The 20,769-nt window shown below is 63.0% G+C and carries 13 protein-coding genes; 3 read left to right on the top strand and 10 right to left on the bottom strand.

All coding sequences use genetic code 11. The annotated features are described in order from the left end of the window. Positions 1-28: 28 nt before the first annotated feature. The 7 genes from ACQS5P_RS18950 to ACQS5P_RS18920 all read right to left on the bottom strand — a co-directional run bounded on the left by ACQS5P_RS18950 (position 29) and on the right by ACQS5P_RS18920 (position 10,212). Positions 29-553 (bottom strand): hypothetical protein, encoded by a 525-nt coding sequence (locus ACQS5P_RS18950; protein ID WP_428938182.1) that lies wholly within the window; start codon positions 551-553, stop codon positions 29-31. A gap of 731 nt (positions 554-1,284) precedes the next feature. Further along, positions 1,285-2,112 carry a hypothetical protein gene (locus ACQS5P_RS18945; RefSeq protein ID WP_428938181.1) on the bottom strand — a complete coding sequence of 276 codons (828 nt, stop codon included), beginning with the start codon at positions 2,110-2,112 and terminating at the stop codon, positions 1,285-1,287. 244 nt (positions 2,113-2,356) lie between these two features. After that, the gene (locus ACQS5P_RS18940) at positions 2,357-2,893 is read right to left on the bottom strand and encodes a hypothetical protein (RefSeq protein WP_428938180.1); all 537 of its coding nucleotides are present in this window, start codon (positions 2,891-2,893) and stop codon (positions 2,357-2,359) included. 226 nt (positions 2,894-3,119) lie between these two features. After that, positions 3,120-4,193 (bottom strand): RHS repeat domain-containing protein, encoded by a 1,074-nt coding sequence (locus ACQS5P_RS18935; protein ID WP_428938179.1) that lies wholly within the window; start codon positions 4,191-4,193, stop codon positions 3,120-3,122. 38 nt (positions 4,194-4,231) lie between these two features. Continuing rightward, positions 4,232-8,038, bottom strand: coding sequence for a beta strand repeat-containing protein (locus ACQS5P_RS18930; protein ID WP_428938178.1), 3,807 nt, complete (start codon positions 8,036-8,038; stop codon positions 4,232-4,234). A 326-nt stretch (positions 8,039-8,364) separates the two neighbouring features. Further along, a complete protein-coding gene (locus ACQS5P_RS18925) occupies positions 8,365-8,592 on the bottom strand; it encodes a hypothetical protein (RefSeq protein ID WP_428938177.1) in 228 nt (75 codons plus the stop codon). 222 nt (positions 8,593-8,814) lie between these two features. Beyond that, on the bottom strand, positions 8,815-10,212 hold the full coding sequence (locus ACQS5P_RS18920) for a sigma-54-dependent transcriptional regulator (protein ID WP_428938176.1): 1,398 nt from the start codon (positions 10,210-10,212) through the stop codon (positions 8,815-8,817). 231 nt (positions 10,213-10,443) lie between these two features. On the opposite strand from ACQS5P_RS18920, the gene ACQS5P_RS18915 reads away from it, so the two are divergent. Then, complete coding sequence (locus ACQS5P_RS18915) at positions 10,444-12,258, top strand: ATP-binding protein (protein WP_428938175.1); 1,815 nt, start codon at positions 10,444-10,446, stop codon at positions 12,256-12,258. Between the two features lie 51 nt (positions 12,259-12,309). Further along, positions 12,310-14,931 carry a hypothetical protein gene (locus tag ACQS5P_RS18910; RefSeq protein ID WP_428938174.1) on the top strand — a complete coding sequence of 874 codons (2,622 nt, stop codon included), beginning with the start codon at positions 12,310-12,312 and terminating at the stop codon, positions 14,929-14,931. Between the two features lie 65 nt (positions 14,932-14,996). Here ACQS5P_RS18910 and ACQS5P_RS18905 read toward each other — a convergent pair whose 3' ends face one another. Further along, the gene (locus ACQS5P_RS18905) at positions 14,997-16,283 is read right to left on the bottom strand and encodes an HD domain-containing protein (protein ID WP_428938173.1); all 1,287 of its coding nucleotides are present in this window, start codon (positions 16,281-16,283) and stop codon (positions 14,997-14,999) included. Between the two features lie 102 nt (positions 16,284-16,385). Between ACQS5P_RS18905 and ACQS5P_RS18900 the strand changes: the two genes are divergently transcribed. Next, positions 16,386-16,715 (top strand): cupredoxin domain-containing protein, encoded by a 330-nt coding sequence (locus ACQS5P_RS18900; protein ID WP_428938172.1) that lies wholly within the window; start codon positions 16,386-16,388, stop codon positions 16,713-16,715. 28 nt (positions 16,716-16,743) lie between these two features. Here ACQS5P_RS18900 and ACQS5P_RS18895 read toward each other — a convergent pair whose 3' ends face one another. Together ACQS5P_RS18895 and ACQS5P_RS18890 are read right to left on the bottom strand one after the other, a co-directional pair. Continuing rightward, positions 16,744-18,930, bottom strand: a complete 2,187-nt coding sequence (locus ACQS5P_RS18895) for a putative bifunctional diguanylate cyclase/phosphodiesterase (protein WP_428938171.1) — start codon at positions 18,928-18,930, stop codon at positions 16,744-16,746. Further along, positions 18,900-20,729 (bottom strand): sensor histidine kinase, encoded by a 1,830-nt coding sequence (locus tag ACQS5P_RS18890; protein ID WP_428938170.1) that lies wholly within the window; start codon positions 20,727-20,729, stop codon positions 18,900-18,902. Before ACQS5P_RS18890 ends, ACQS5P_RS18895 begins: the two co-directional genes overlap by 31 nt. Between the last annotated feature and the right edge of the window lie 40 nt (positions 20,730-20,769).

The following is a 20,769-nucleotide window of genomic DNA, read 5'->3' as shown; positions in this document are numbered from 1 at the left end:
TGGCACTTCGCGCGAATCAGAACGTCTCTCATAATGCTGCCCAGTCTAGAATCTTGTCTGGCTCTCCGAAGAGCTCACGTACCTCCCGCTCATTCATCGGCAGCACATATCGCCTTTTTTTTGCCATGTCCCAGAGGCCGGGCGAGGTTCCAACCTCTGAATCGACCCACACCGTTACCCCCTCGATCCGTCCGTCCGCAACGATCGCGGCAAACCCTCGGAACGAACACCTGACGCGCTTTTTGCCGTCTCGATCGTCCAGTTCAGTCCGACTGCGAGGTGGACCTAGTCGTTCCAGGTGCGCAATATCCAAATCCGCGAGCGCAACTGCTTCACCATTAGGAAGCTCCAGCAGCACCGATGGTATCTTCCCCGGGATGGTATAATCGACCTCGAAGATGACATAGCGGGGATTACCCTTGTTCAAACTCGCGCTAACCCTCGTGTTTCCGCTATAAAACTCACGGACATTTGGCTTCATGTGGCATCCACACATGGGCGTCATCATCGTGATCGTGATTGCAAACAGCGATCGAGACAGTGTCATCAGCATGTTTTTTTTCCCAGTTCTCGAAGCCCAGCCTCATCTGGTCCTGCACTGCGCCCAGGACTGGCAGTTATCGATGAGGAAAGAACACGGTACTTCTGAGGGCCCTTCCTTGCACATGCGTTCCTTGTCCTTCGGACACACAAGCTGTGGCCCGCAGTATCTTGTATTGAAGCGATTCCCGATGGGTTCTCGCTGCACGTATCCCGGTCCGCACCAAAACGGTCCATCTACAGCGGGCGGCCAAGGCTGTTTGCCAAAGCAGTCGAAATCAGGGCTGGTGGGCTCGCCGCGCTTTGGCTCCTCGCATGAAATGAATTCATGTATCCCCATTACCTGTTCCGTCCGCGTCAGAAACCAGAAAGCGTCGGTGTCACTGTGGACCTCATCCTTTCTGGCCTACGGATTAGGGTCGAGGCCTCGTCGAAGGATTGGACTCAACGTATTGCCGAACACGATCGTTGTGACCGCGTACATACGGATCGTCGTGGAGGCGTAAGCAGCCGCTTATCCAGATGACTGGAAGTCCCGTATCGGCGTCGATCGGCTCTCCGCCAGCGAAGGATACGCCATAAATGACCAGAGTGCCCTGTGAAATCTCCTGCTCCGCAGCTTTCCAGCCCAATTGATATAGTAACTCGGCGTCGGTTTTCGCCTCTGACCCCCCACGCTCAGTGGCTGTGCATCCGGAGACCGCGCAATACATTGTGCACAACCCCATGAATGCTATGCTTAATTTAATCATTTCCATCTTCACCTCGCGCAACAGTCAGTAACGGAATGAAGGGTGATAGTGCCGTCGTGCCTGCTTTGGATGCCGCATCGACATCGGCTCCGCGGGAAGATGATCCGATTGACCCCCCAGGGGACTGCTGGCCCCCGTAGGCGTAGTACTCGTCCTTGGCCGAGGTGACCGTGTGGTCCCGGTAGATCCGGTTGGAGTTTCGGTCGTAGCCGTGGCCGAAGCGCTCGCGGTCGGCGCTGGCCCCGTAGTCCCGCCAGAGCTGATCCACCACCCGCCCGAAGCGGTCCAGGCCGGAGTAGGTGCCGCTGGTGCCGCCCCACAGGTCCAGGCGGACCTGCGGCTGGGGATGATTCCGCCGCACGATCGAGCCGCCGCCCAGGTACGTGTAGCTGGCGTAGGTCGTGGCGCTCTGCTTGATGCTGGCGATGCGGTTCAGCACGTCGTCGGTCGCTCCGGTGCTGCCGTAATCATAGCTGATCACCCGCCCGGAGGGATAGGTGATGCTCGTCGGGCGAATGTGGTTCGTGCTGTCCGAGCCGTCGCCGTAGCTGTACTCCACCTGCAGGCTGGTGCCGCCCGAAGGATCGGTGTCGGCGGCCCCGGCGTGCTCCTGGAACTCCTGCTTGAGCTGGTTGAAGTCGCTGTGACGTCTGACGACCTGGTTGAGGATCGTGCCGCTGCCCACCGTGGCGTTGTCGTAGCTGCTGACGCTGTCCAGCAGCCACGTCCCCTGTGCGTGGCGGTAGTGCCAACCGTAACTGATCCGCTTGACCGTCTGGTCCACGCCGGTTCCGAAGCTGATCACCCGGTCGCGGGTCATCCTCACGCAGCTTGGCGATGATCTGTTCCGGCGTGTGCCGCTTACGTCTGAGTGCTGACACCGAGAATCTCTTTGCCCCAGCCGGGGCTGAAGATTCTAGCGTAGTTCGCGATCTCATGTTCCGCTTCGCCGTCGCTTACTTGGCCTCGGCCGCGAATTCCGCTGGCGTCAAGCACAGAACCCCTCACGGCGTGCGACGCACCCGCAGCCCTCTGGGCTTCGTCAGGTTGAGTTTGCCTTCATGTTAGTCCCACTCTCCGAACTTCTGCGAGGCAACCCTCTCGACCCCTTGACGTTGTTCGACGATCTCCAGCGGAAAGCCCGTTGCCTGGGCAAGCTCGTGCACCGTTTCAGTTAGGGCAATGCGACACCACCCGACCACCGCGTAGGCCATCGGTCCATCACCCGTCTGCACGATGAGTTGGAGTTCCGATATCGCATCGCGCCACTTCGTTTGGTGGCCATCGGGTCCGACCCAGTTTCCAGTCACGACTCGCCAGCCTAACACCTCCGCCTTCCTGAAAACCATTTTCTCGCGCGGGAGCCTGACGGTTCCAGACAAAATCGAGTACACCAAGTACGGACCTTTCCGCTGATCTTTCAGCGCGCGCGCCAGGACAAATAGCATTACCGCTGAGATTGAGCCGCAGCCTGTCCCCACAATAGCGATTGTGATGAGCTTGAAGCAGCTGCTAAACGCATCCTTCTCATTCCAAGGGGCTTGGTTCCAGATGAAAAAGATTAAGATACCGGCGCAGCACACGCCTACCGTTGACGTCACTAGAATCACTGTTCGATAGCTCGGTATTATTTCCACTCCGGACGAGGAAGCTTGCCAAGTCCAGTGAGGCGGATTCTGGTACTGGCATTCTCCGCTCAGCCACTCTGCGAACGCTGAAGGGTTTTTGGGCAAGGGGTACTCCAGTTCGCTACAGCTTCCCCGGACTGCCTGAAATCATGCCTGTTGCCATGCCCTGTGTGACCTACAATCCACTGCACCTGCCGCGTCAGCTTTGATACCAGATCCACTCGTGTGTGTAGCACGCCTTCCAGAAACAGGCCTTGGCCGTTCCCGAGATTTTCCATTCGCCCTGCTGCCAATCCTCGAGGGAACAACCGCCGCTGCCGCAACTGAAGCAAATCTTATATCCGGTCGTGCTACCTGTCGCTGCCAGTTCCACTCCGACCCCATACTTGAGCCACCAACCGATCTTGGCCTCGGCGAAACCCCGGAGAGTTAGCGAGGCAGAAAGGTCGACACAGAAATTAATCCTGCCGTCAGGCTTGTCGCACGTAGTCCACTCGGCCGAGCCGCCGCCACTGCCTTCGACCTTCAGTGTCAGCTGGATCCCAACAAAAGCGCTCACTTCGACGCCGTGGAACACTTGGTCGAAGCCGTAGCCAAATGTCCCGCTGGCCGACAGGTAGCCAGAGACTTGACCACTGATTGAGATCTTCCGACCCCACGAGCCGTCCGGGCAACATATCTGGCATCTTTGACCATTGACTTTCCATGCGAAACGAGCATCGACGTGGAACGACGCACCGACTGAGAACGGCAGACCAATCGCAGGAGTGACTTTACCACTCACGCTAATCTTGTCACAGTCCTTCACTTCCAAACCATATGGATCGAGCAGATCAATGGGGGCATCTCTGAGATATTGGTACGAATTTAACCCATCCACGTATCCTGCCGGATCCCTCTGCAGGAATCTGCCGAGCTGAGCACTTAGGTCCCGTGTTCGGTTGTACACCAGCCCGCTCTCCTCATCGTGCATCAGCCCCTGGTGCCCGATGTTCCAGTCGAAGCTGGACGAGCCGCGTGCGCCGAAGCTGCCGTCCATGATGCTGCGGACCCCGTACGGCGTGTAGGTGTACCGCTCCTGGGCATCACCGTTCGTGTCCACGATGCAGGTCAGGCTGTAGTTGGCATCCTGAAGGGCGTAGTGCCGCCTTTCCAGCGTGTCGGCATCGATGATGGGTAGCTCTGTTTTCATGCCGGCGAGAGGCTTGCGCATGCCATGGCCGCGCGAGTGGCTCGCGTCATCATAGTGACTGTCCGGCTGGATCGACACCATGATTTCATCGCCTGGCCGGAAGAACTGATGGCGGCTTGTCAACGGATCGGCGATCGCGACCGTATCCTCAGCGCGTACAGGGCCAGAATCGCCGCAGCGCCGGCGGGGTCGGGCAGGCTCCCGTGCGGCAGTCCCAGCCCCGCCAGCGCTTCGCTCAATGCCGCAGCTCCTGCCTGCCAGTTGCTCGTCAGCAGGTCCAGGTCGATCGCGTCCACGACGTTGTCATAGTTGAAGTCCCCGCTGGTCCATACCGCCGATGTGCTCTGCCAGTTCAGCGCGAGTTGATACAGGTCGCGGATATCCACCGCTCCGCTGAGGTCCGCATCGCCCGCCCAGGTGTACTTGACCAGGATGCTGCTCGGATCCACAGCGATCCCCATGAACTGGCCAGCACCGAAGGTCATGTTGTTGACGCTGCCCAGTCGCCTGACCCCGATGCCAAGCGAACTGGTGATTTGCCCGACCGCGATCCAGTCCCGAACCGCCGCCAGCTCAGCCGTGCCGTCGCTGGTGTCGGCAAAGTCGTAGACCAGCCCGTTGTCGGTCAGGTCAAACCGCGCGCTATGCGGAGCGATGAACTGGCCGATGATGCTCACGCCGTCGGCGTCGCCTTTCGGCTCGATCTGAAGCGTCGAGTCTGCGCTGAGGGTCAGGCGGCTTTGTCGAACACGCGTGGCGATGGCGTTGGCGTCGGTGGCGACAATGACCTGTCCTGTGCCGTCGATTGCGTCCACCCGCGCCGCGCCGCCCAGGGTCACGATCGCCTGGTTGTTCGTCGTCCCGTGGACCTGTCCGATCACCGTGAACGAGCCGCTATAGTTCGTCAGCGTGGCGCTGCCCAGCACGTTCACCACTCCGAGGTTTACGAACGGCACCGTGATTCCGATGGATCCGTTGGCCAGGTTCATGGTGCCTTCGTTGATCAGCAGCGCCGAACCGCCGCTGGCCAGGAAGTTCTGCGGCGAGGCGATGTTGATCGTCGCGCCTGCACGGTTGGTGAGCGTGGTGCCGAGCAACAGCGACCCGGCCGAGAAGTCGATCAGGCCGAAACTGTCCGTTTGCCGCGTGAGCGCGCGCGTGCCGGTCTGGAGTCCCAGGTCCAGCCGCCCGGTGCCGGCGATCGTCATCGCCCCCGCGCCTTCGACGATCCCGCCGCGCCAATCCAAGTTGCCGCTGAGCGTCAGATGCCCCGGCCCAAGGAAGCGTGCCGAAGCCGTGCCGGCGATCATGTTGGTTCCGGCCAGGGTTGCGTCGCCGTTGAACAGTTGCGTGCCGGCGCCGAACTCGATGGTACCCGGGCCGTTGAGTACCGACCCGCCATTGTGCGTAAGCGTGGACGAGCTGAACTGCGATCCGAGCAGAAGCGAGCCGGTGTTCGCGGTAATCGTGCCGCCGTTGGTCGCGAGCGTCGCAAACTGCACCGAGCCAGCTCCTGCCAGAACGTGAATCGTGCCGCTGTTGAAGAGGAACGGATTGAGCCCGCTGAACGAGTTGAACGTCGCACCTCGGTTGAGGTTCACGACCCCGTCGGCCAGGTTGTTGATCAGTCCCTGCGAGCCTATGGCCAAAATGCCTGTGCCGATCGTTCCGGTGTTGAAGTTGATCACGCCGCTGTTGTTGATGGTGCGGTTCAGTGTGCGACCACTTGTGAAGGTGCCTGTAAGGTGCAGCACCCCGCCGGGCGCGATGGTCATCACCGCGCTGGTGGTTCCCGTGCCGCTGATGGTGCCGTTGGCCCAGTTGAAGGTGCCGTTGAGCACCAGCGCGCCGGGCCCGACGATCGAGACCCCTGGCGATAGCATGTTGATGTTCGTGCCATTGAAGTAGGTCGTGCCATTGAGCGTCTGCGAGGCCGAGCCCTGCGCGCCGCCCAGGTCGATCCAGCCTGTTCCCGCGATTGTCGATCCCGCGGAGTGAGTGACGCTCGAGCCGAAGTTGAGCGTCCCGCCGTGCACCATCAGCGTGCCGCTGTTGAGCAGCGAGCTGATGGCGCTGGAAAAGCTGCCCCCGGGGTAGAAGTTGATCAGTCCCTGGTTGGAGATCATCGGCGCGGTTGCGCCCGTCGCGATGAACGTCGCGCCGGCGTTGAGGTTCATCACCCCGTCGGGCAGGTTGTTGATCGCGCCGAAGCTGCCGAAGCTCAGCGTCCCGCTGGCGAAGTTGAATTGCCCGCTGTTCTGGATCGTGCGGGACAAGAATCGCGGTGCGGAGCCGGCAGGCAGGTTCAGCACCCCGCCGGAGGCGATGTTCATCGCGGCCGATGCCGAACCGGTCCCGGCGATGGTGCCGGCGTTCCAGTTGAGCGCCCCACTCACGATGAGGTCCCCCGCGCCGATGACCGACCCACCATTGAGATTGATGTTCCCGCCCGCAAAACGGGTGGTCCCGCTTACCACGTGCGTCGCGGCGGTGCTGATACTGCCGAGGTCGATCCGCCCCGGTCCGGCCAATGTCGAGCCGGCGCTGTGGGTAAACGTCGAGAAACCCGCTATCCCCTCGAACAGCAGGGTCCCTCCGTTGGCGATGATCGTTCCGCTATTGACCACGGGCACCAGAATCGATGTCATGTTTGGGCCGAAGCTGTTGATCGTCCCCTGATTGGTCAGCAGTCCCGCGTTCGTGCTGGTCGGAGCGAGGTTGACCCCGTTGAAGCTGTCGGCCATGAGGTTGATCACTCCGTCCGGCTGGTTGTTAAGTGTTGCGATGGAAAAGCCGAGCGTCCCGGCGTGGATGTTGGTCACGCCGCTGTTGTCCAGCGTTCGCCCGAGCGTGCGGGAAACAAAGCTTCCCGTCGCGCCGATGTTGAGCACCCCGCCTGGCGCCACCGTCATCATCCCGCCACCGCCAACCGAACCTACGCCGCTGATCGTGCCGCTGTTCCAGTGCAGCGTCCCCGTCAGATTGAGCTGCCCCGGACCGAACACAAAGCCGTTGAGAACCATGTTCGCCCCGGCGAACGTCGTTGCGCCGCCGCTGAGCATCTGCCATCCGCTGAAGTCGAACGCCCCTGGCCCGCGGAGAACCGAGCCGCCGTTGTGAATCAGGCCGGAGCTGCCGATGCCCAGCGTGCCGGACAGGGAGGTGATCGTGCCGGTGTTGACAACCGGGACGTTGACGACGACGAGCGTGCCAAAGCCGGTCGTGCTGAAGTTCATCGTCCCAAAGTTCGAGACGAGCGACGAGCCGACGTTGAGGATGCTCGGGATGCTGACGTTCACCACGCCACTGCTTCGGTTCAGCAGCGTACCGCTGCTGAACATCATCGCTCCGCCGGTGAGGCTGAAGGTGCCACTGTTGTCCAGGATGCGAGAGAGGGTGCGCGATTGGCTGGACCAGGCGCTGATGACCCCTCCGCTGGCGACGACGGTTCGCCCGGTGCCCGCCATCGTCCCGCCGCCCCACTCCATCGCGCTGTTGATCGTGAACGTCCCACCGCCCGTGAGCATCCCGCCGTAAAGGTGGTATACGCCCGAGGCCACCGTCCCGCCGTTCACCAGCGTCAACACGCCAAGCAGTTGCGTCAGCGTTGCGTTCGGCGAGTTAATCAGCAGCGAGTTGATCGTCACATCGCTATCGAGTGTGATGCTGTAGTTATTGCCAGTCGCGTCGATGATCACGTCGTAGGCATCGCCGGGGGTCGGAGTGTCGTTGTTCGGGTAAACGGCAGTTGACCAGGCCGTTGGATTTGTCCAGGTTCCCGAGACGTCGTTCAGCCAGCTTGCGGTGATCTGCCCGAGGGCGGGCGTAGCCAGGTGGTGCGTCGTCATGCCCGCCGCCGCATATCCCACCGCCAGCAGCGCTGCCCGCGCCGCCGCCGGTCCCCGCACACGTTTGTATCCGCGCATGACATTCTCCCGCCAGCATCTTCCCAGATGCGTGGTCAATCAGTGTGGCAAGACTGGAGCAATAGACCCTGTTGGTGGCAACGTTCTAAGCAGCGACCGGCCGTCGATGACCGCCACCCCGATGGTCGCGTCCGCAGGATCAGCCATGACAGCCTAACGGCCGGGATGCATTGGTTCAAAGGGTTTCTGCCCGCAATGCCCCACCTTGGCTGAGGATGCCAGTAACAGCGCAAAAAAAGCGACGGCGTGCATGGTCGGCAGGCCGTCGCAGGTCACGAGTTTTCCTGGAAGCTGTGTTCGACCCGCTGAGGGGTCGCGTCGATCAATCAATAACGCTCGGCGTTAGCGAGAATGCTGCCCGGCTTAGCGAAACGCTCCCAAGCTTGGCCGTGGCACTTTGGACAGAGCCTTGGCGGAACAACCGCGTCATCCGGTTCGAAACCACAGTGCCGGCATTGCAGGGTGAAGATCGCGATCGGCCGGGGAGTATGAGCAAACGGATCGTACGTGGCAAACTGCCCATGTGACGCGAAGCGCTCCATGCTGATGCTCATCGTAAAGCTCCTTCATTTGGAGACTTAGGCGAAAACCACGTCTCGAAGGAGCAGATGAGGCAAAGGCCGTACCAATCGCCGCTGCAAAACGATGAGGGGCCGACGATGGCCTTGGCGGGCTTCAGGGCGCGTCAGATCGGCAGTTTTGGATTGTGTGGCGGCCCGGCGGCACGTCCCAACCGACGAAATGTCCGACAATCCGTCATTCTGTCGGACTTTTTGTCATGCCTGCGTCAAGACATCGTTTGGAAAAGACTTGCCACGGCGTTCCAACTCATACTGTCGCAGCTTCCGCTGAAGTGTGCGAACCGAGATGCCCAGACGATTCGCCGCATGCGTCCGGTTGCCATGGAACTGATCCAGGGCCTTGGTGATGGCCAGGCGTTCCAACTCCTCCATGGTCAGCCCCGCGGGGATCTCGTGAACCGTGGCCACGGGCGCGGTTCCACCGGCAATCCGCTCCGGCAGATCGCGCTCGGTCAGCACATCGCCCTCGGCCAAGACCATCATGCTCTCCAGGGTGTTGCGCAGCTCACGGACATTGCCCGGCCAGCGGTATTGCTGGAAGCGACGCATCACCTCCGGAGAAACACGCTTCATTGGAGTGTGCTTCTGTTGGCTGATCTCCTTAAGGAAGTGCTCGACCAACAGCGGAATATCGTCGGGGCGTTCGCGCAGCGGGGGCAGAGCGATCTGCACCACGTTCAGCCGGTAATACAGATCCTCCCGGAACTTGCCCTCCTCGACCATTTTGCAGATGTCGCGGCTGGTGGCGGCGATCACGCGCACGTCAACCTTGCGATCCTCGTGCCCCCCCACCGGCGTGACCGTCAATGACTCCAGCACACGCAGCAACTTGGCCTGAAGCCCCAGCTCAAAGTCCCCGATCTCGTCGATGAAAAGCGTTCCCCCGTCGGCCTGCTCGAATCGCCCGATTCGACGATCCGTCGCCCCGGTGAACGCCCCGCGCACGTGCCCGAACAACTCGCTTTCCACCAGTGTTGCCGGCACGGCGGCGCAATTCACTGCCACGAACGGGCCTTTTTTCCTCAAGCTGCTCTGGTGCAACGCCTGGGCAACCAGCTCCTTGCCCGTGCCGCTTTCGCCCAGGATCAACACCGTGCTGTCCACCGGCGCCGCGCGCTGGATCTTGGCGAAGACCTCCTTCATCTGTTTGCTCTGCCCGACGATCTGTTCCAGCCCGAAGCGCTGATCCAGTCGCCGGCGCAGGTGCTCCAGCTCCTTGTCCTTCTGGATGCTTTCAACAGCGCGGCGGACCAGCAACACCAGCTCATCCGGGTTGACCGGCTTGGTCAGATAGTCATACGCCCCGCTCTTGATCGCCTGGATCGCCGTGTTCAGGCTCCCCTGTCCGGTCAGCAGGATGAACTGCGTTTCGGGACGGCGTTTTTTCCAGAGGTGAAGCAGGTCGATGCCGCTGACGTCGCCCATGTGCAGATCGCTGAGCACGACGTCCGGGTTCTCGTCGATGTAGCCCATCGCCTTGTCGGCGCTTTCGGCGCCGAAGACGGTGAAACCCTCCGCTTTGAGCAGTTGCCCCAGGGCCTTGCGTTCGGTTTCGTTGTCCTCAACGACCAAAACCCGACCGAGGTTTGACATAGGGTATCCCTCAATTGGAACCAGACGTCCGGCCGGAGCCCTCCGTGCCCGGACTAATCGTCATACCACAAGGCAGGATCGCCACACAATACCTATTTTATCGCGCGGCGACGGCTGCTGGCACCGGGCGGCCTTTGGACCGGCAATCCCTCGGGATCGGGTCGAACGCCGCCGCTGGCCAGCGCACCAATTGTCGCATGACACGGCGGCGGTGCTAGAATCAGCCGCGCGATGTTCAAGCGGTGGCGGCAACTGCACATCTCGCTGGCGGCCAAGTGCCAGATCCTCTTCGGCGCCGCGGTGATCCTGATCATCTCGGCGGCGCTGTTCGTGCCCTGGCAGCGGATGGAACAGTTGACCGAACAGCTCAACGAGAAGGCCGCCGCCGCCGTGGCACGGACGGTTGTGGCCGATCACGTGACCCGCCAGCGCGCCGCGCGTGCGGGGCTGTCGCCCACGACTCATCCGCTGTATGCCCAGACCGAAGCCACCGACGGCGAGCCGCCGCCGAGCACGCAACCGACGCTGATCATCGATGGGCAGGCGGTGCTTCCGCCGCGGCTGGTCGGGGTAGCCAGGCTGGGAGACCTCCAGCGGATCACGCGGTTCGAGAATGCCGCTTTGGCGCGATTCATCCGAAATCCCAGACTTGCCTTCTACGCGCGATTCTACGATACGTCTCAAGGCACCGACGCAGGCTACCGTTACGCCCAGCCCCTGTACGCCACCGCCGAGTGCATCGACTGTCATGCCGTCTCGCAGCCGATCGCCTCGGCCGCATCGATCCTCCCGGACGACGACGCCCAGTTCGCTGCCCCCTCGGCGCGATCCCCGCCAGCGACATCCCCGACGACCAGCGCCTCGCATCCGCCGCTGCTGGGACTGGTCAGCGTGGACATCCCCTCGCAGATCTCCACACGGCAACTGCTGCTCAACCGCGTGTTCATCCTCACCGCCGGTCTGATCGCCGGCGTGCTGGCGATCATCATCTTCTATCTGGTGACCACCCGGCTGATCCTCCAGCCGGTGCGTGTGCTTCAGGAAACCGCCGAAAAGGTTTCGGCCGGGGATTTGAACATCCGCTCCGACATCAATACCGGCGACGAGTTTCAGGTTTTGTCCGAAACGTTCAACACGATGCTGACGAACCTGAAGAACAGCGCCGATCAGCTCCGGGCCGTCAACAAGAGCCTGGACCTGAAGCTGGGGCAGCTCGCCGAAAGCAACGTGGCGCTGTATGAGTCCAATCGCCTCAAGAGCGAATTTCTGGCCAACGTCAGTCACGAGCTGCGCACGCCGCTGAACTCGATTTTGGGCTTTGCCGAGCTGCTCAAGGACCTGGTCAAGGATCCGGGCGCCGCCGGCGCGCAGGCCAAGGCCATGCGGTACATTCAGAACATCCTGACCGCCGGGCACAACCTGCTGGATTTGATCAATGATCTGCTGGATCTGGCCAAGATCGAAGCCGGTCGCATGGAAGTGCGCGTCGAGCCGCTGTCGCTGTCGGACCTGTTCGAGGCGCTGGGCAGCGTGCTCAAGCCCCTGACCGACGCCAAGGGCCTGACCATTGTGCCAACCATCGCTGCGGACGTGCCGATCATCCAGACCGATCCGGCCAAGCTCCAGCAGATCCTGTACAACTTTCTGTCCAATGCGATCAAGTTTTCGCCCGCCAACGCGACAATCGAGCTGGACGCTCGGCTGGTAAGCGCCGAAGGCAACGGCCAGAGCAGCGGCAGTGCTGACGCGCCCAGCACCACTGCGGCACAGCGCGTTCAGATCAGCGTGACGGATCACGGGCCTGGGGTTCCCCCCGATAAGCACGCCGTCATATTCGAAAAATTCCGCCAGATTGATGGCTCGGTCACCCGCGAACACAGCGGCACGGGGCTTGGACTGGCGATTTCCCGGGAATTAACCGGGCTGCTCGGTGGTACAATCGGTTTGCGAAGCGCGCCGGGCCAGGGCGCCACGTTCTATCTCATCCTGCCGCTGCAGATCGAACCCGGCGCGCAGGACGTGCGCAAACGCATGGTCCTCACATGAAGAGGACCACTTGCGTGCGCCTTCGAGACGCACCGCCATGAGGGAAGGAAGATGCCAACGCCAATACGCACGTTCACGCGAAGATCGCGCCGCGGCACAGCCATCTTGATCGCAGCGGCGACCTGCGCGATCCTGGGTCGCCCCGACATCACCGCCGCGGCGACGCCGAGCTATCTCATCCGCACGCTCGGTTTCACCGATGCCCAGCACACCCGTTCCGACGGCCAACGGGCAAGCTCCGTGGCTGCGCTGAACGCGGGCGGCACCGCTATCGGTGAGTCACAACGCTACGGCGGATTGAGCGATCTGGGCAAATCGGCCTGGATTTTCATCGATGACACGACGTTTCGGATCGGCTTGTATGACGCCGAGCACACCAACGCCACCAACGGCTACCAGCTCAGCCACGCCCAGTTGCTCAATGCCCTGGGACAGGCAGCCGGACAGTCGCAACGATTCAACGGCGGGCTGGCGGCGGGGTATTCCGCCTGGCTCTACAGCGCCGGCACCAACATCCGCCTGGGTTACACCGACTCCACCCACACCGACACCGACGGCACGCAATTCAGCCGAATCGAGTTTCTCAACGATGCAGGCCTGGCTGCGGGCATCTCCCACCGCTACGGCGGCTTCGTCTCGCCGGGACAGACCGCCTGGCTCTACAGCAACGGCGTCACCCGAAGGATCGGCCTGTTCGGTGGCGACTACACCCGCAGTGATGGTTACGAGTACACCGACGTGGTGGGGTTGAATGCATCCGGCCAGGCCATCGGACACTCCGACCTGTACCTGCCCGGGGCGTTTCCCGGCGATGCGGCATGGATCTACAGCAACGGCCTGACCACGCGCATCGGCTATTTCGACGCCGTTCACACCGATGCCGACGGCTCCCAAAGCAGCTTCCCCCTGTTCATCAGCCGTAATGGGCAGGTCGCGGGAATCTCCTACCGCTACAACGGCGGCAATGACCAGGGGCTCAGCGCCTGGGCGTACCGCGCCGCAGTCACCACCCGAATCGGATTGATCGATTCACAACACACCGGCGCCGGCGGATATCAGTACAGCGATGTTTCGGTCGCCAGCGACGCCGGCTATGTCGCCGGTTACTCCGATCGCTTCGATGCTTCGGGGCAGTGGCTTGGAGAATCGGCCTGGGTGTATGACGGCGCCAGCAGCGTGCGGATCGGGCTGCTGGATGGCGAGCACACTTACGCCAGCGGCCATCAGGACAACGGCCCGCTGCTGGTGAACAACGCCGGGCAAGTCGCAGGCTTTGCCGAGCGACAGGTCGGCGACACCTACGCCGGCTATTCCTCCTGGCTGTACAGCAACGGAACAACTCGCCACATCGGCCTGACCGACGCGCAGCACACCGCCACAACGGGGTTCAGGTACTCCGAGGTGCTGGTATTGAACGACTCCGGCCAGGCGGCGGGAGTGAGCGATCGTTTCGGCCCGGGCGACGAAGACCGCGGGCAGTCCGGGTGGTTTCACGACGATGACAGCGACATCACCACGCCTCTGGTCTTCTCCCAGGGCAGCGACGGAACCGCCTTTACTCGCCCGCAATTCATCACCGACAGCGGACAGGTGCTCGGCTGGTATCGCAAGTACGTCGGCGGCGCGCCTGCTGGCGACGCGGCGTTTTACTGGTCCGCGGACGACGGCTTCCATGATCTGGGCGATCTGGTCAGCGGCGGGATCGGCCCCGCCGGCTGGACAGGCCTGAACAGCATCACCGCGGTCAGCGGCAACACCGCACGCTACGTCGCCGGTCCAGGACGACGTCCCGAGGGGGCAATGGCGTTTCTGCTGCAACCCCTGCCGCTGGGCGGCGGGCAGTGGATCGCGCCGGCAGGCGGACAGTGGCAGACCGGCGGCAACTGGAGCCTGGCCGCCCCGCCCACCGCTGGCGACGACGCCGTATTCAACCTCGACTCGACCTACACCGTCACACTCACCGCCAACGCCTCGGCACACGACCTGCGCGCTGCCGCTGGCTCGATCACGCTTCAACTGAATGGCCAGCACCTGAATCTGAACGGCGCGGTGCGCGTGGGCGAGGCTGGCGGCGCGCCAAGGCTGATGCTCACAGGCGGAACGCTTCGCGCCGCCGGCCTGAGCGTCGGCACCGCGGGCGCCCTGCTCGATATCGCCGATGCCGCCGTCATCGTCGATTACTTTACCCCCGCATCGCCCTTCAACGCTCTTCTGGCACAGGTCGGCTCCGGCCGAATCGTCAGCTCCATCGCTCAGGCCAATCCGGCCAAGTCTCTTGCCCTGGCGGACAACAGTGATCTGGGTCTGGGCAGTTTCGCTGGAGAAACGATCGACAACAGCTCGGTCCTGCTGATCGCGACATGGACCGGCGATGCGAACCTGGACGGCGCGGTCGATGCCGATGACCTGTCTCTGCTGGCGATCCACTGGCAGACCAGCGCCACCTGGGCCGGCGGAGACTTCGACTATTCCGGCTTCGTGGACATCCGCGACCTGTACCTGCTGGCGGGCAACTGGCAAGCGGGTATCGCCGCCGCACCGCACAGCTCGCTCAGCCAATCGCTGCTGGCGCTGGGCCTGCCTGTCAGCGTCGTACCCGAGCCGGCGGCGCTTGGGGCAGGCCTGCTCGCCGCCATGCTGCTGACCCGGCGCGGGCGGCGCGGCGCCGGTTAGTCCTGGGGCGCTCGCATGCAGCACAGTACTGGCCTGTGCCGCAACAGTGGATCGTGCCCAGCGGCTCACTGAATCCGCCCCAGCGTTGTCTGCGCCAGTTCTGCCCACTGCGGCGCCACGTGCAGTCGGCGAAACATCAGTTGCCGACTGAGCCCGCCGATCAGCGGCGAAATCGTGGCGAACTCGCGCACGCTGCCGTCGGCCGCCTTGATCAGGATGCCTCGCGTGGTTTCGAGCTGTTCGGGCTGATAGATTTCGTAAGGCGTGTCAAACGGCTCGTCATAAAACATTTCGTAGGCCGGTTCGCCGCCCTGCGACGCGATTGCCTGCGCGACGGCCTGAACCATCCGACCGATCGTCGCCGGGTCGTCGATGCCACTCAGATCGATCGTCTTGAACAGCCGGCGATACAACAACCCGCGGCAAAGCGACGCCAGAACCGGCTCATCGCCGGCAGCCCACAGCTTGAAGCAGTGCATCACGGACACATCGTCCAGCTCGCTGAACTGCTCGATCGTGAGTTGCTGGCCAAGCAGGGCCTTCAGCGCGGGGCTGTTGGCGTGCGGCCCGTCGAGTCGCCCCTGCACCGCCAGTCGCCGCGCCCGCTGAAGCGCCAGCTTCAGCATTCCCTCGGCGCTGCGGACGACCTTGTGAAAGTAGACGTTGTGATACATGTGGTATCGGGACTGGAGGTAGGCTTCCACGGCGCTAATGCCCTTCCACGTCACCGCCAGCCGGTTGCTGGCCTCGTCGATCGTCAGCGCGCGCAGCAGCCAGCTCAGGTCGTAGTCGCCGTACTTGCTGCCGGTCATCAGGTTGTCGCGCAGCAGATAATCCAGGCGATCGGCGTCAAGCTGGCTGGCCAGGATGTCGCACAGCCAGGTTCGAACCGGCTGACAGCGCATCAGGGCGACGATGGCTTGCGGCAGCGCCGCATCGTGTTCGATCAGGACCTGATGCACCTGGCTGTCCGGGTCCAGGATCAGCCGCTGCGTGAGATGCTCGTGATCGATTCCACTGACGCGCTCGAAGACGTGGCTGAATGGCCCGTGTCCCAGGTCATGCAGCAGTGCCGCCGCCAAACAGATCGTTATCTGATGCTGCGACACCGGGACCTGCTCGGCGAGCCTGCCCAGCATCTTGCGGGCCGTCTCCATGACCCCCAAACTGTGCCCGTAGCGGGAATGATCCGCCCCCGGATAAGCCAGATTCGCCAGCCCCAGTTGCCGAATGCGCCGCAACCGCTGGAATTGAACGGTATTCAAGAGCCGAAACAGCAACGCATCGGTCGCGTCCTCCAGGCGAAACGCGATTACATCGTGCACCGGGTCTCGAATGATCTTTTCCGGCATGGATCGTCGATATACTACCTCAGGCCCTTGTCCGGCCCGCAAACTCGAATCGGCCCCAACGGACCTCGCCCCGTCATTGTCTGCTGTATTGCAGGATTCGCGATGATCCGATCAGGCTTCTTCTGCTTCGCTTGGCTGATGTGTCTGGCCGGCGCGACCAACGCGCTGGCCGAAAGGCACACCGTCGTTATCGACCAGATGGCCTATTCACCGGCAAGTCTCGAAATCAAGGCTGGCGACACCGTGGTCTGGATCAACCGTGACGACCGCGACCACACGGTCGTGGCGGCGGATGGATCGTTCAATTCCGACAACCTCAAGCCCGGCGGATCGTTTTCGTTCCGATTCACCCGGGCGGGCAGGTTCGCCTATTCCTGTGCTTATCACCCGCGCATGAAGGGTTTGGTCATCGTCAGCTCCGACGGGAAGTAACCCACGCGATTGCCGCGGCGAATGCAGCTTAACCGGCCCGGCGATACAGAAACTGTCGGCAGGCGCCCGGCTGCGCCGGCTGGGCCAGCAGCGCCTCGGCCGCCCCCACGTCCAGCGGCTGCGACAGCAGGAATCCCTGCGCACTGTCGCAATCCAGTGCCTGAAGCTGGGCGAGCTGGTCGGGGGTTTCGACCCCCTCGGCCACCACGCTGAACCCGCAGTTGTGCGCCAGCATGATGATCGCCTGTACCGTCGCCGTATAGCTGCGACCGCTCAGACTCATCTCGCGCACGAACGACTGGTCGATCTTGATCGTGGTGATCGGCAACTGATGCAATCGGCTCAGCGAAGAATAGCCGGTGCCGAAATCGTCCATCGCCAGCGCCAGACCCCTGCGGCGAAGTTCTGCCAGCGTCGCCAACGACCCGTCCCCCTGCTGCATCAGCACGCTCTCGGTCACCTCCAGTCGCACCGCCGAGCGATCCACTCCGCTGTGGGCGATGATCTGGTCAATCTGGTCCGGCAGGTCGCTCATCTGAAGCTGCCGCCCGGAGAGATTGACGCTGATCCACAGCTCAGGGTACTGCTCGGCGAAGCGAACCCGCCAGCGAAGCGCCTGCCGGCACGCTTCACGCATGACCCAGGCTCCCAGCGAGCCGATCAGGCCGGTGCTCTCGGCCAGGGGAATGAATCGCTGCGGCGGGATCACTCCGTGGGTCGAGTGGGTCCAGCGCAACAGGGCCTCAAACCCTTCCAGCCGACCGCTGCTCAATGAGAAGATCGGTTGATAGACGATCGTGAACTGCTCGGACTGCACGGCCTTGCGCAGCTCGATCTCAAGCTCCAGACGCTGCTGGGCTTCGGCGTGCATTCGGGCGTCGAATACCGCGTAGCCGTTCTTGCCGTTGGCCTTGGCCTGGTAGACCGCGATGTCCGCGTCGCGCAGGATCTCCGCCGCGCGTTCATAGTGCGGACGCCCGCTGGCTACGCCGATGCTCTGGCTGACCACCACCTCCCGCCCGGCCAGATTGATCGGCTCGGCCATCTGCTGCTTGATTCGTTCCGCCACCGCAAGAGCGTGTTCGGGGCTGCTCAGCCCCTCCAGCAGGACGACGAACTCGTCGCCGCCGAGCCGTGCCGTCAGCCCCTCGGCAAACTGTGGCGCCGACGGATCCCCGCGCGACTGCTCCACCGCCTGAATCAGCCGACGGCTGACTTCGATCAGCAGCGTATCGCCGGCCTCGTGTCCCAGGCTGTCGTTGACAACCTTGAAATCATCCAGGTCCAGAAACAGCGCGGCGAACTGAAAAGCCGGATCGGCCTTTTGCTTCTGAATGCACTGTTCGATGCGGTCCAGAAGCATCGCGCGGTTGGGCAGCGACGTTAGCCGGTCGTGCAGCACGTCGTGTCGGAGCTGCGCCTCGGCGCGACGGCGCTGCTCGACCTCCTCGGCGAGCTGCTGGTTGATCCGCTTCAGGTCCGCCGTCCGCTCAGCCACCTTCGCTTCCAGCTCGTCCAGCTTCAGCCGCGCTGCCGCCGCCAGGCGATGCTTGGCCGTCAGCGCTGCGGCCAGTTGGCAAATCTCCGCCGTGTCGAACGGCTTTTTCAGAATGACCAGCCGATCGCTCTCCCCCAGGCGCTGATGGATCTCGCTCCAGGAATAATCGGAATAGGCCGAGCAGATCACCGTCTGGATGTCCGGATCGGCCTGCCAGATCCTTTCGATGGTTTCCACGCCATCCCACCCCGGAGGCATGCGTATATCGACCAAGGCGACCTGGTAAGGCGTGCCGTTTCGCCGCGCGGCGATGACTTTCTCCAGCCCGATCTGCCCCTGTTCGGCGCCATCGACCTGGTAGACAAGCCTGGGTGTCGCGGGAGCAGGAGTGGCGCCCTGTTCTGCTGAGCCGGTACTGGGCGCCGATGCGCCCTGGCCAAACAGGACTGCGGCCATCTGGCTCAACTCCCCGGCCAGATCACCCGATCCGCCGGCCGCGCCCCCGGCCGCTTCCGTGATGCTGAGCGCGCCTGGTCCGCACAGCGTCTTGCGGATGTCCTGATGAATCGCGACGTTGTCGTCGATGACCAGAATGCGACGCACCGCCGACGGGTCGTTCTGCTGTGCCTGAGCCCCGGCCGACTCCGTGGCGCTTGACCCAGCCGGGCACTGGCCGTCACGCTGGTCTACGCCTGGGCATTGGCCCTGGGAACACATGGCTCTGCTCCGGTTGTGCTGCTTTGGTCGTTGCCCGGACTGTTGCCTGGGCGGATCGGAATCGTGAGGCTGAAGGTGGCGCCGCGTCCCGGCCCATCGCTGGCAGCCACCAGCGTCCCGCCAAGCTCCTTCGCCACCAGCGCGCTGGTGTGCAGCCCGAATCCGTGTCCCGTGCTACGCGTGGTGAAGCCAAACTGGAAGATCCTGGACATGTTTTCCGCAGCGATGCCCACGCCGTTGTCGATCACGTCGATGCGGACCTGCCCGGCATCGGTCAACTGCGTGACGCGAAGCGTCAGCACTTTCTCGGCCTGCTCCGATTCCGTCAGCGCGTACTTGGCGTTGGAAATCAGGTTGATCAGGATCTGAAGCAGTTTGTGCCTGTCGGAATGGATCACGACGTCGCCGGCGCTGCCGCCGTCCTGAGCCTGCATGTATTTCCGCCGCACCGTCACCTGATGTCGCTGAAGCCCGGCCTGGTTAATCTTCAGCGCGTCCTCGATCAGGTCGGCGACTCGCAGGTCGCTGGTGGCGCCGGCGACGCGCGCCAGCGATTGCTGCATGCTCACGATCTCCTTCATGTGATTGATGTTCTGCACGAGCCCTTCCAGCTCGCGCAGCCACGCCGAACGCTCCAGCTCCAGTTGTTTGCCCAGCTTGCACAGAAACAGCGGAAGCTGCTTTCCGCGTTCGTCGTCGGCGATGAACCGCGGCAGGTCCGCAAGGTGCTGTTCGATCATCCGCACCGCCAGACCCAGCGACGCAAGCTGGCTCTGTTTCAGTGCATCGTGCATGAGCTGAGCAGCGACATTGACGCTGTTCAGCACGTTGCCGACGTTGCGCAGCACGCCCGTCGCCACATCCGCCATACCCGCCTTTCGCGAAGCCTCCACCAGATTCGCGTGCATCTGCTCGCGCAGCGCCTCGGCCTGTCGGCGACGGGCCATCTCCTGCTGAAGCTCCTGGTTGGCGCGGCTCAGGTCGGCGGTGCGCTGCTGGACCCGCAGCTCCAGCTCGTCGCGGGCCTTCTGAAGCTCCGCCACATGCCTGCGGATCTGCCCGTCGCGGTCGCGTATGTCGCCGAGCATCCCGTTGAAGCTGTCGGCCAGTTGCCCGATCTCATCTCGCGAGCTGATGGCCACCGTGCGGTGCAGGTCGCCGCTGGCGCGAATCTGACCGATCGCATCGAGCAATGCCGACAGCGGGCGGGTGACCTGCGTCGAGAGCACGATCCACAGCAACCCCGTGGTGACCACCAGCACCGCCGCCGCCGCCGACACCGTCCAGTACGTGACTTCCCTGACCTTGGCATCGATCAGTTCGCGCGGAAACCCCACGACCGCGCGCGCCACCGTCCGTCCGGAATGATCGTTGATCGGCACGCTGACCACGTCGTGCTCGCGCTGATCCTGGGCGGCGAACATGTCCAGTCGCGTGATTCGACCCTCGATTTCCCCCCGGTGACGATGCGTCGGACCCTCCGCGGCATGACGATGCGCCTCAAAGAGCACGGCATCGCTGGCGTCCACGATGCAGGCGTAGGACAACCGCGGGTGCTGGCGGAGAATCTCGCGGCACTGTTCGTCGAAACCGGCGATGTCGTGCAGGGGAAAGCCCAGCTCGAACAACCGTTCCAACTGAAGCTTGAGGTTCTCGGCGATGCCTCGCACCGATTCGTGCATCGACCGCGCGTACTCGGCCCGCAGACGAGTGCCCAGGAGCAGCACGCTGCCCGCCACCGCCACCAGCAGCATCACCGCCGGTACGATGATCACCTTCGTGCGTATGCCCAGCTTCATGGTCCGCATCCCAGCCTCACGGTCAGCGGCGGCTGACGGG

The sequence above is a fragment of the Fontivita pretiosa genome, from assembly GCF_050410795.1.
Classification (GTDB): domain Bacteria; phylum Planctomycetota; class Phycisphaerae; order Tepidisphaerales; family Tepidisphaeraceae; genus Fontivita; species Fontivita pretiosa.
This window is presented reverse-complemented; position numbering and strand designations above follow the sequence as displayed.

What these genes read in the sequence shown, in the direction of transcription:
- ACQS5P_RS18935 (WP_428938179.1), bottom strand. Translation starts at nt 4,193, where the DNA reads ATGGTGTCGATCCAGCCGGACAGTCACTATGATGACGCGAGCCACTCG.
- ACQS5P_RS18900 (WP_428938172.1), top strand. Translation starts at nt 16,386, where the DNA reads ATGATCCGATCAGGCTTCTTCTGCTTCGCTTGGCTGATGTGTCTGGCC.
- ACQS5P_RS18895 (WP_428938171.1), bottom strand. Translation starts at nt 18,930, where the DNA reads ATGTGTTCCCAGGGCCAATGCCCAGGCGTAGACCAGCGTGACGGCCAG.
- ACQS5P_RS18890 (WP_428938170.1), bottom strand. Translation starts at nt 20,729, where the DNA reads ATGAAGCTGGGCATACGCACGAAGGTGATCATCGTACCGGCGGTGATG.
- ACQS5P_RS18930 (WP_428938178.1), bottom strand. Translation starts at nt 8,038, where the DNA reads ATGCGCGGATACAAACGTGTGCGGGGACCGGCGGCGGCGCGGGCAGCG.
- ACQS5P_RS18945 (WP_428938181.1), bottom strand. Translation starts at nt 2,112, where the DNA reads ATGACCCGCGACCGGGTGATCAGCTTCGGAACCGGCGTGGACCAGACG.
- ACQS5P_RS18925 (WP_428938177.1), bottom strand. Translation starts at nt 8,592, where the DNA reads ATGAGCATCAGCATGGAGCGCTTCGCGTCACATGGGCAGTTTGCCACG.
- ACQS5P_RS18905 (WP_428938173.1), bottom strand. Translation starts at nt 16,283, where the DNA reads ATGCCGGAAAAGATCATTCGAGACCCGGTGCACGATGTAATCGCGTTT.
- ACQS5P_RS18910 (WP_428938174.1), top strand. Translation starts at nt 12,310, where the DNA reads ATGCCAACGCCAATACGCACGTTCACGCGAAGATCGCGCCGCGGCACA.
- ACQS5P_RS18915 (WP_428938175.1), top strand. Translation starts at nt 10,444, where the DNA reads ATGTTCAAGCGGTGGCGGCAACTGCACATCTCGCTGGCGGCCAAGTGC.
- ACQS5P_RS18950 (WP_428938182.1), bottom strand. Translation starts at nt 553, where the DNA reads ATGCTGATGACACTGTCTCGATCGCTGTTTGCAATCACGATCACGATG.
- ACQS5P_RS18920 (WP_428938176.1), bottom strand. Translation starts at nt 10,212, where the DNA reads ATGTCAAACCTCGGTCGGGTTTTGGTCGTTGAGGACAACGAAACCGAA.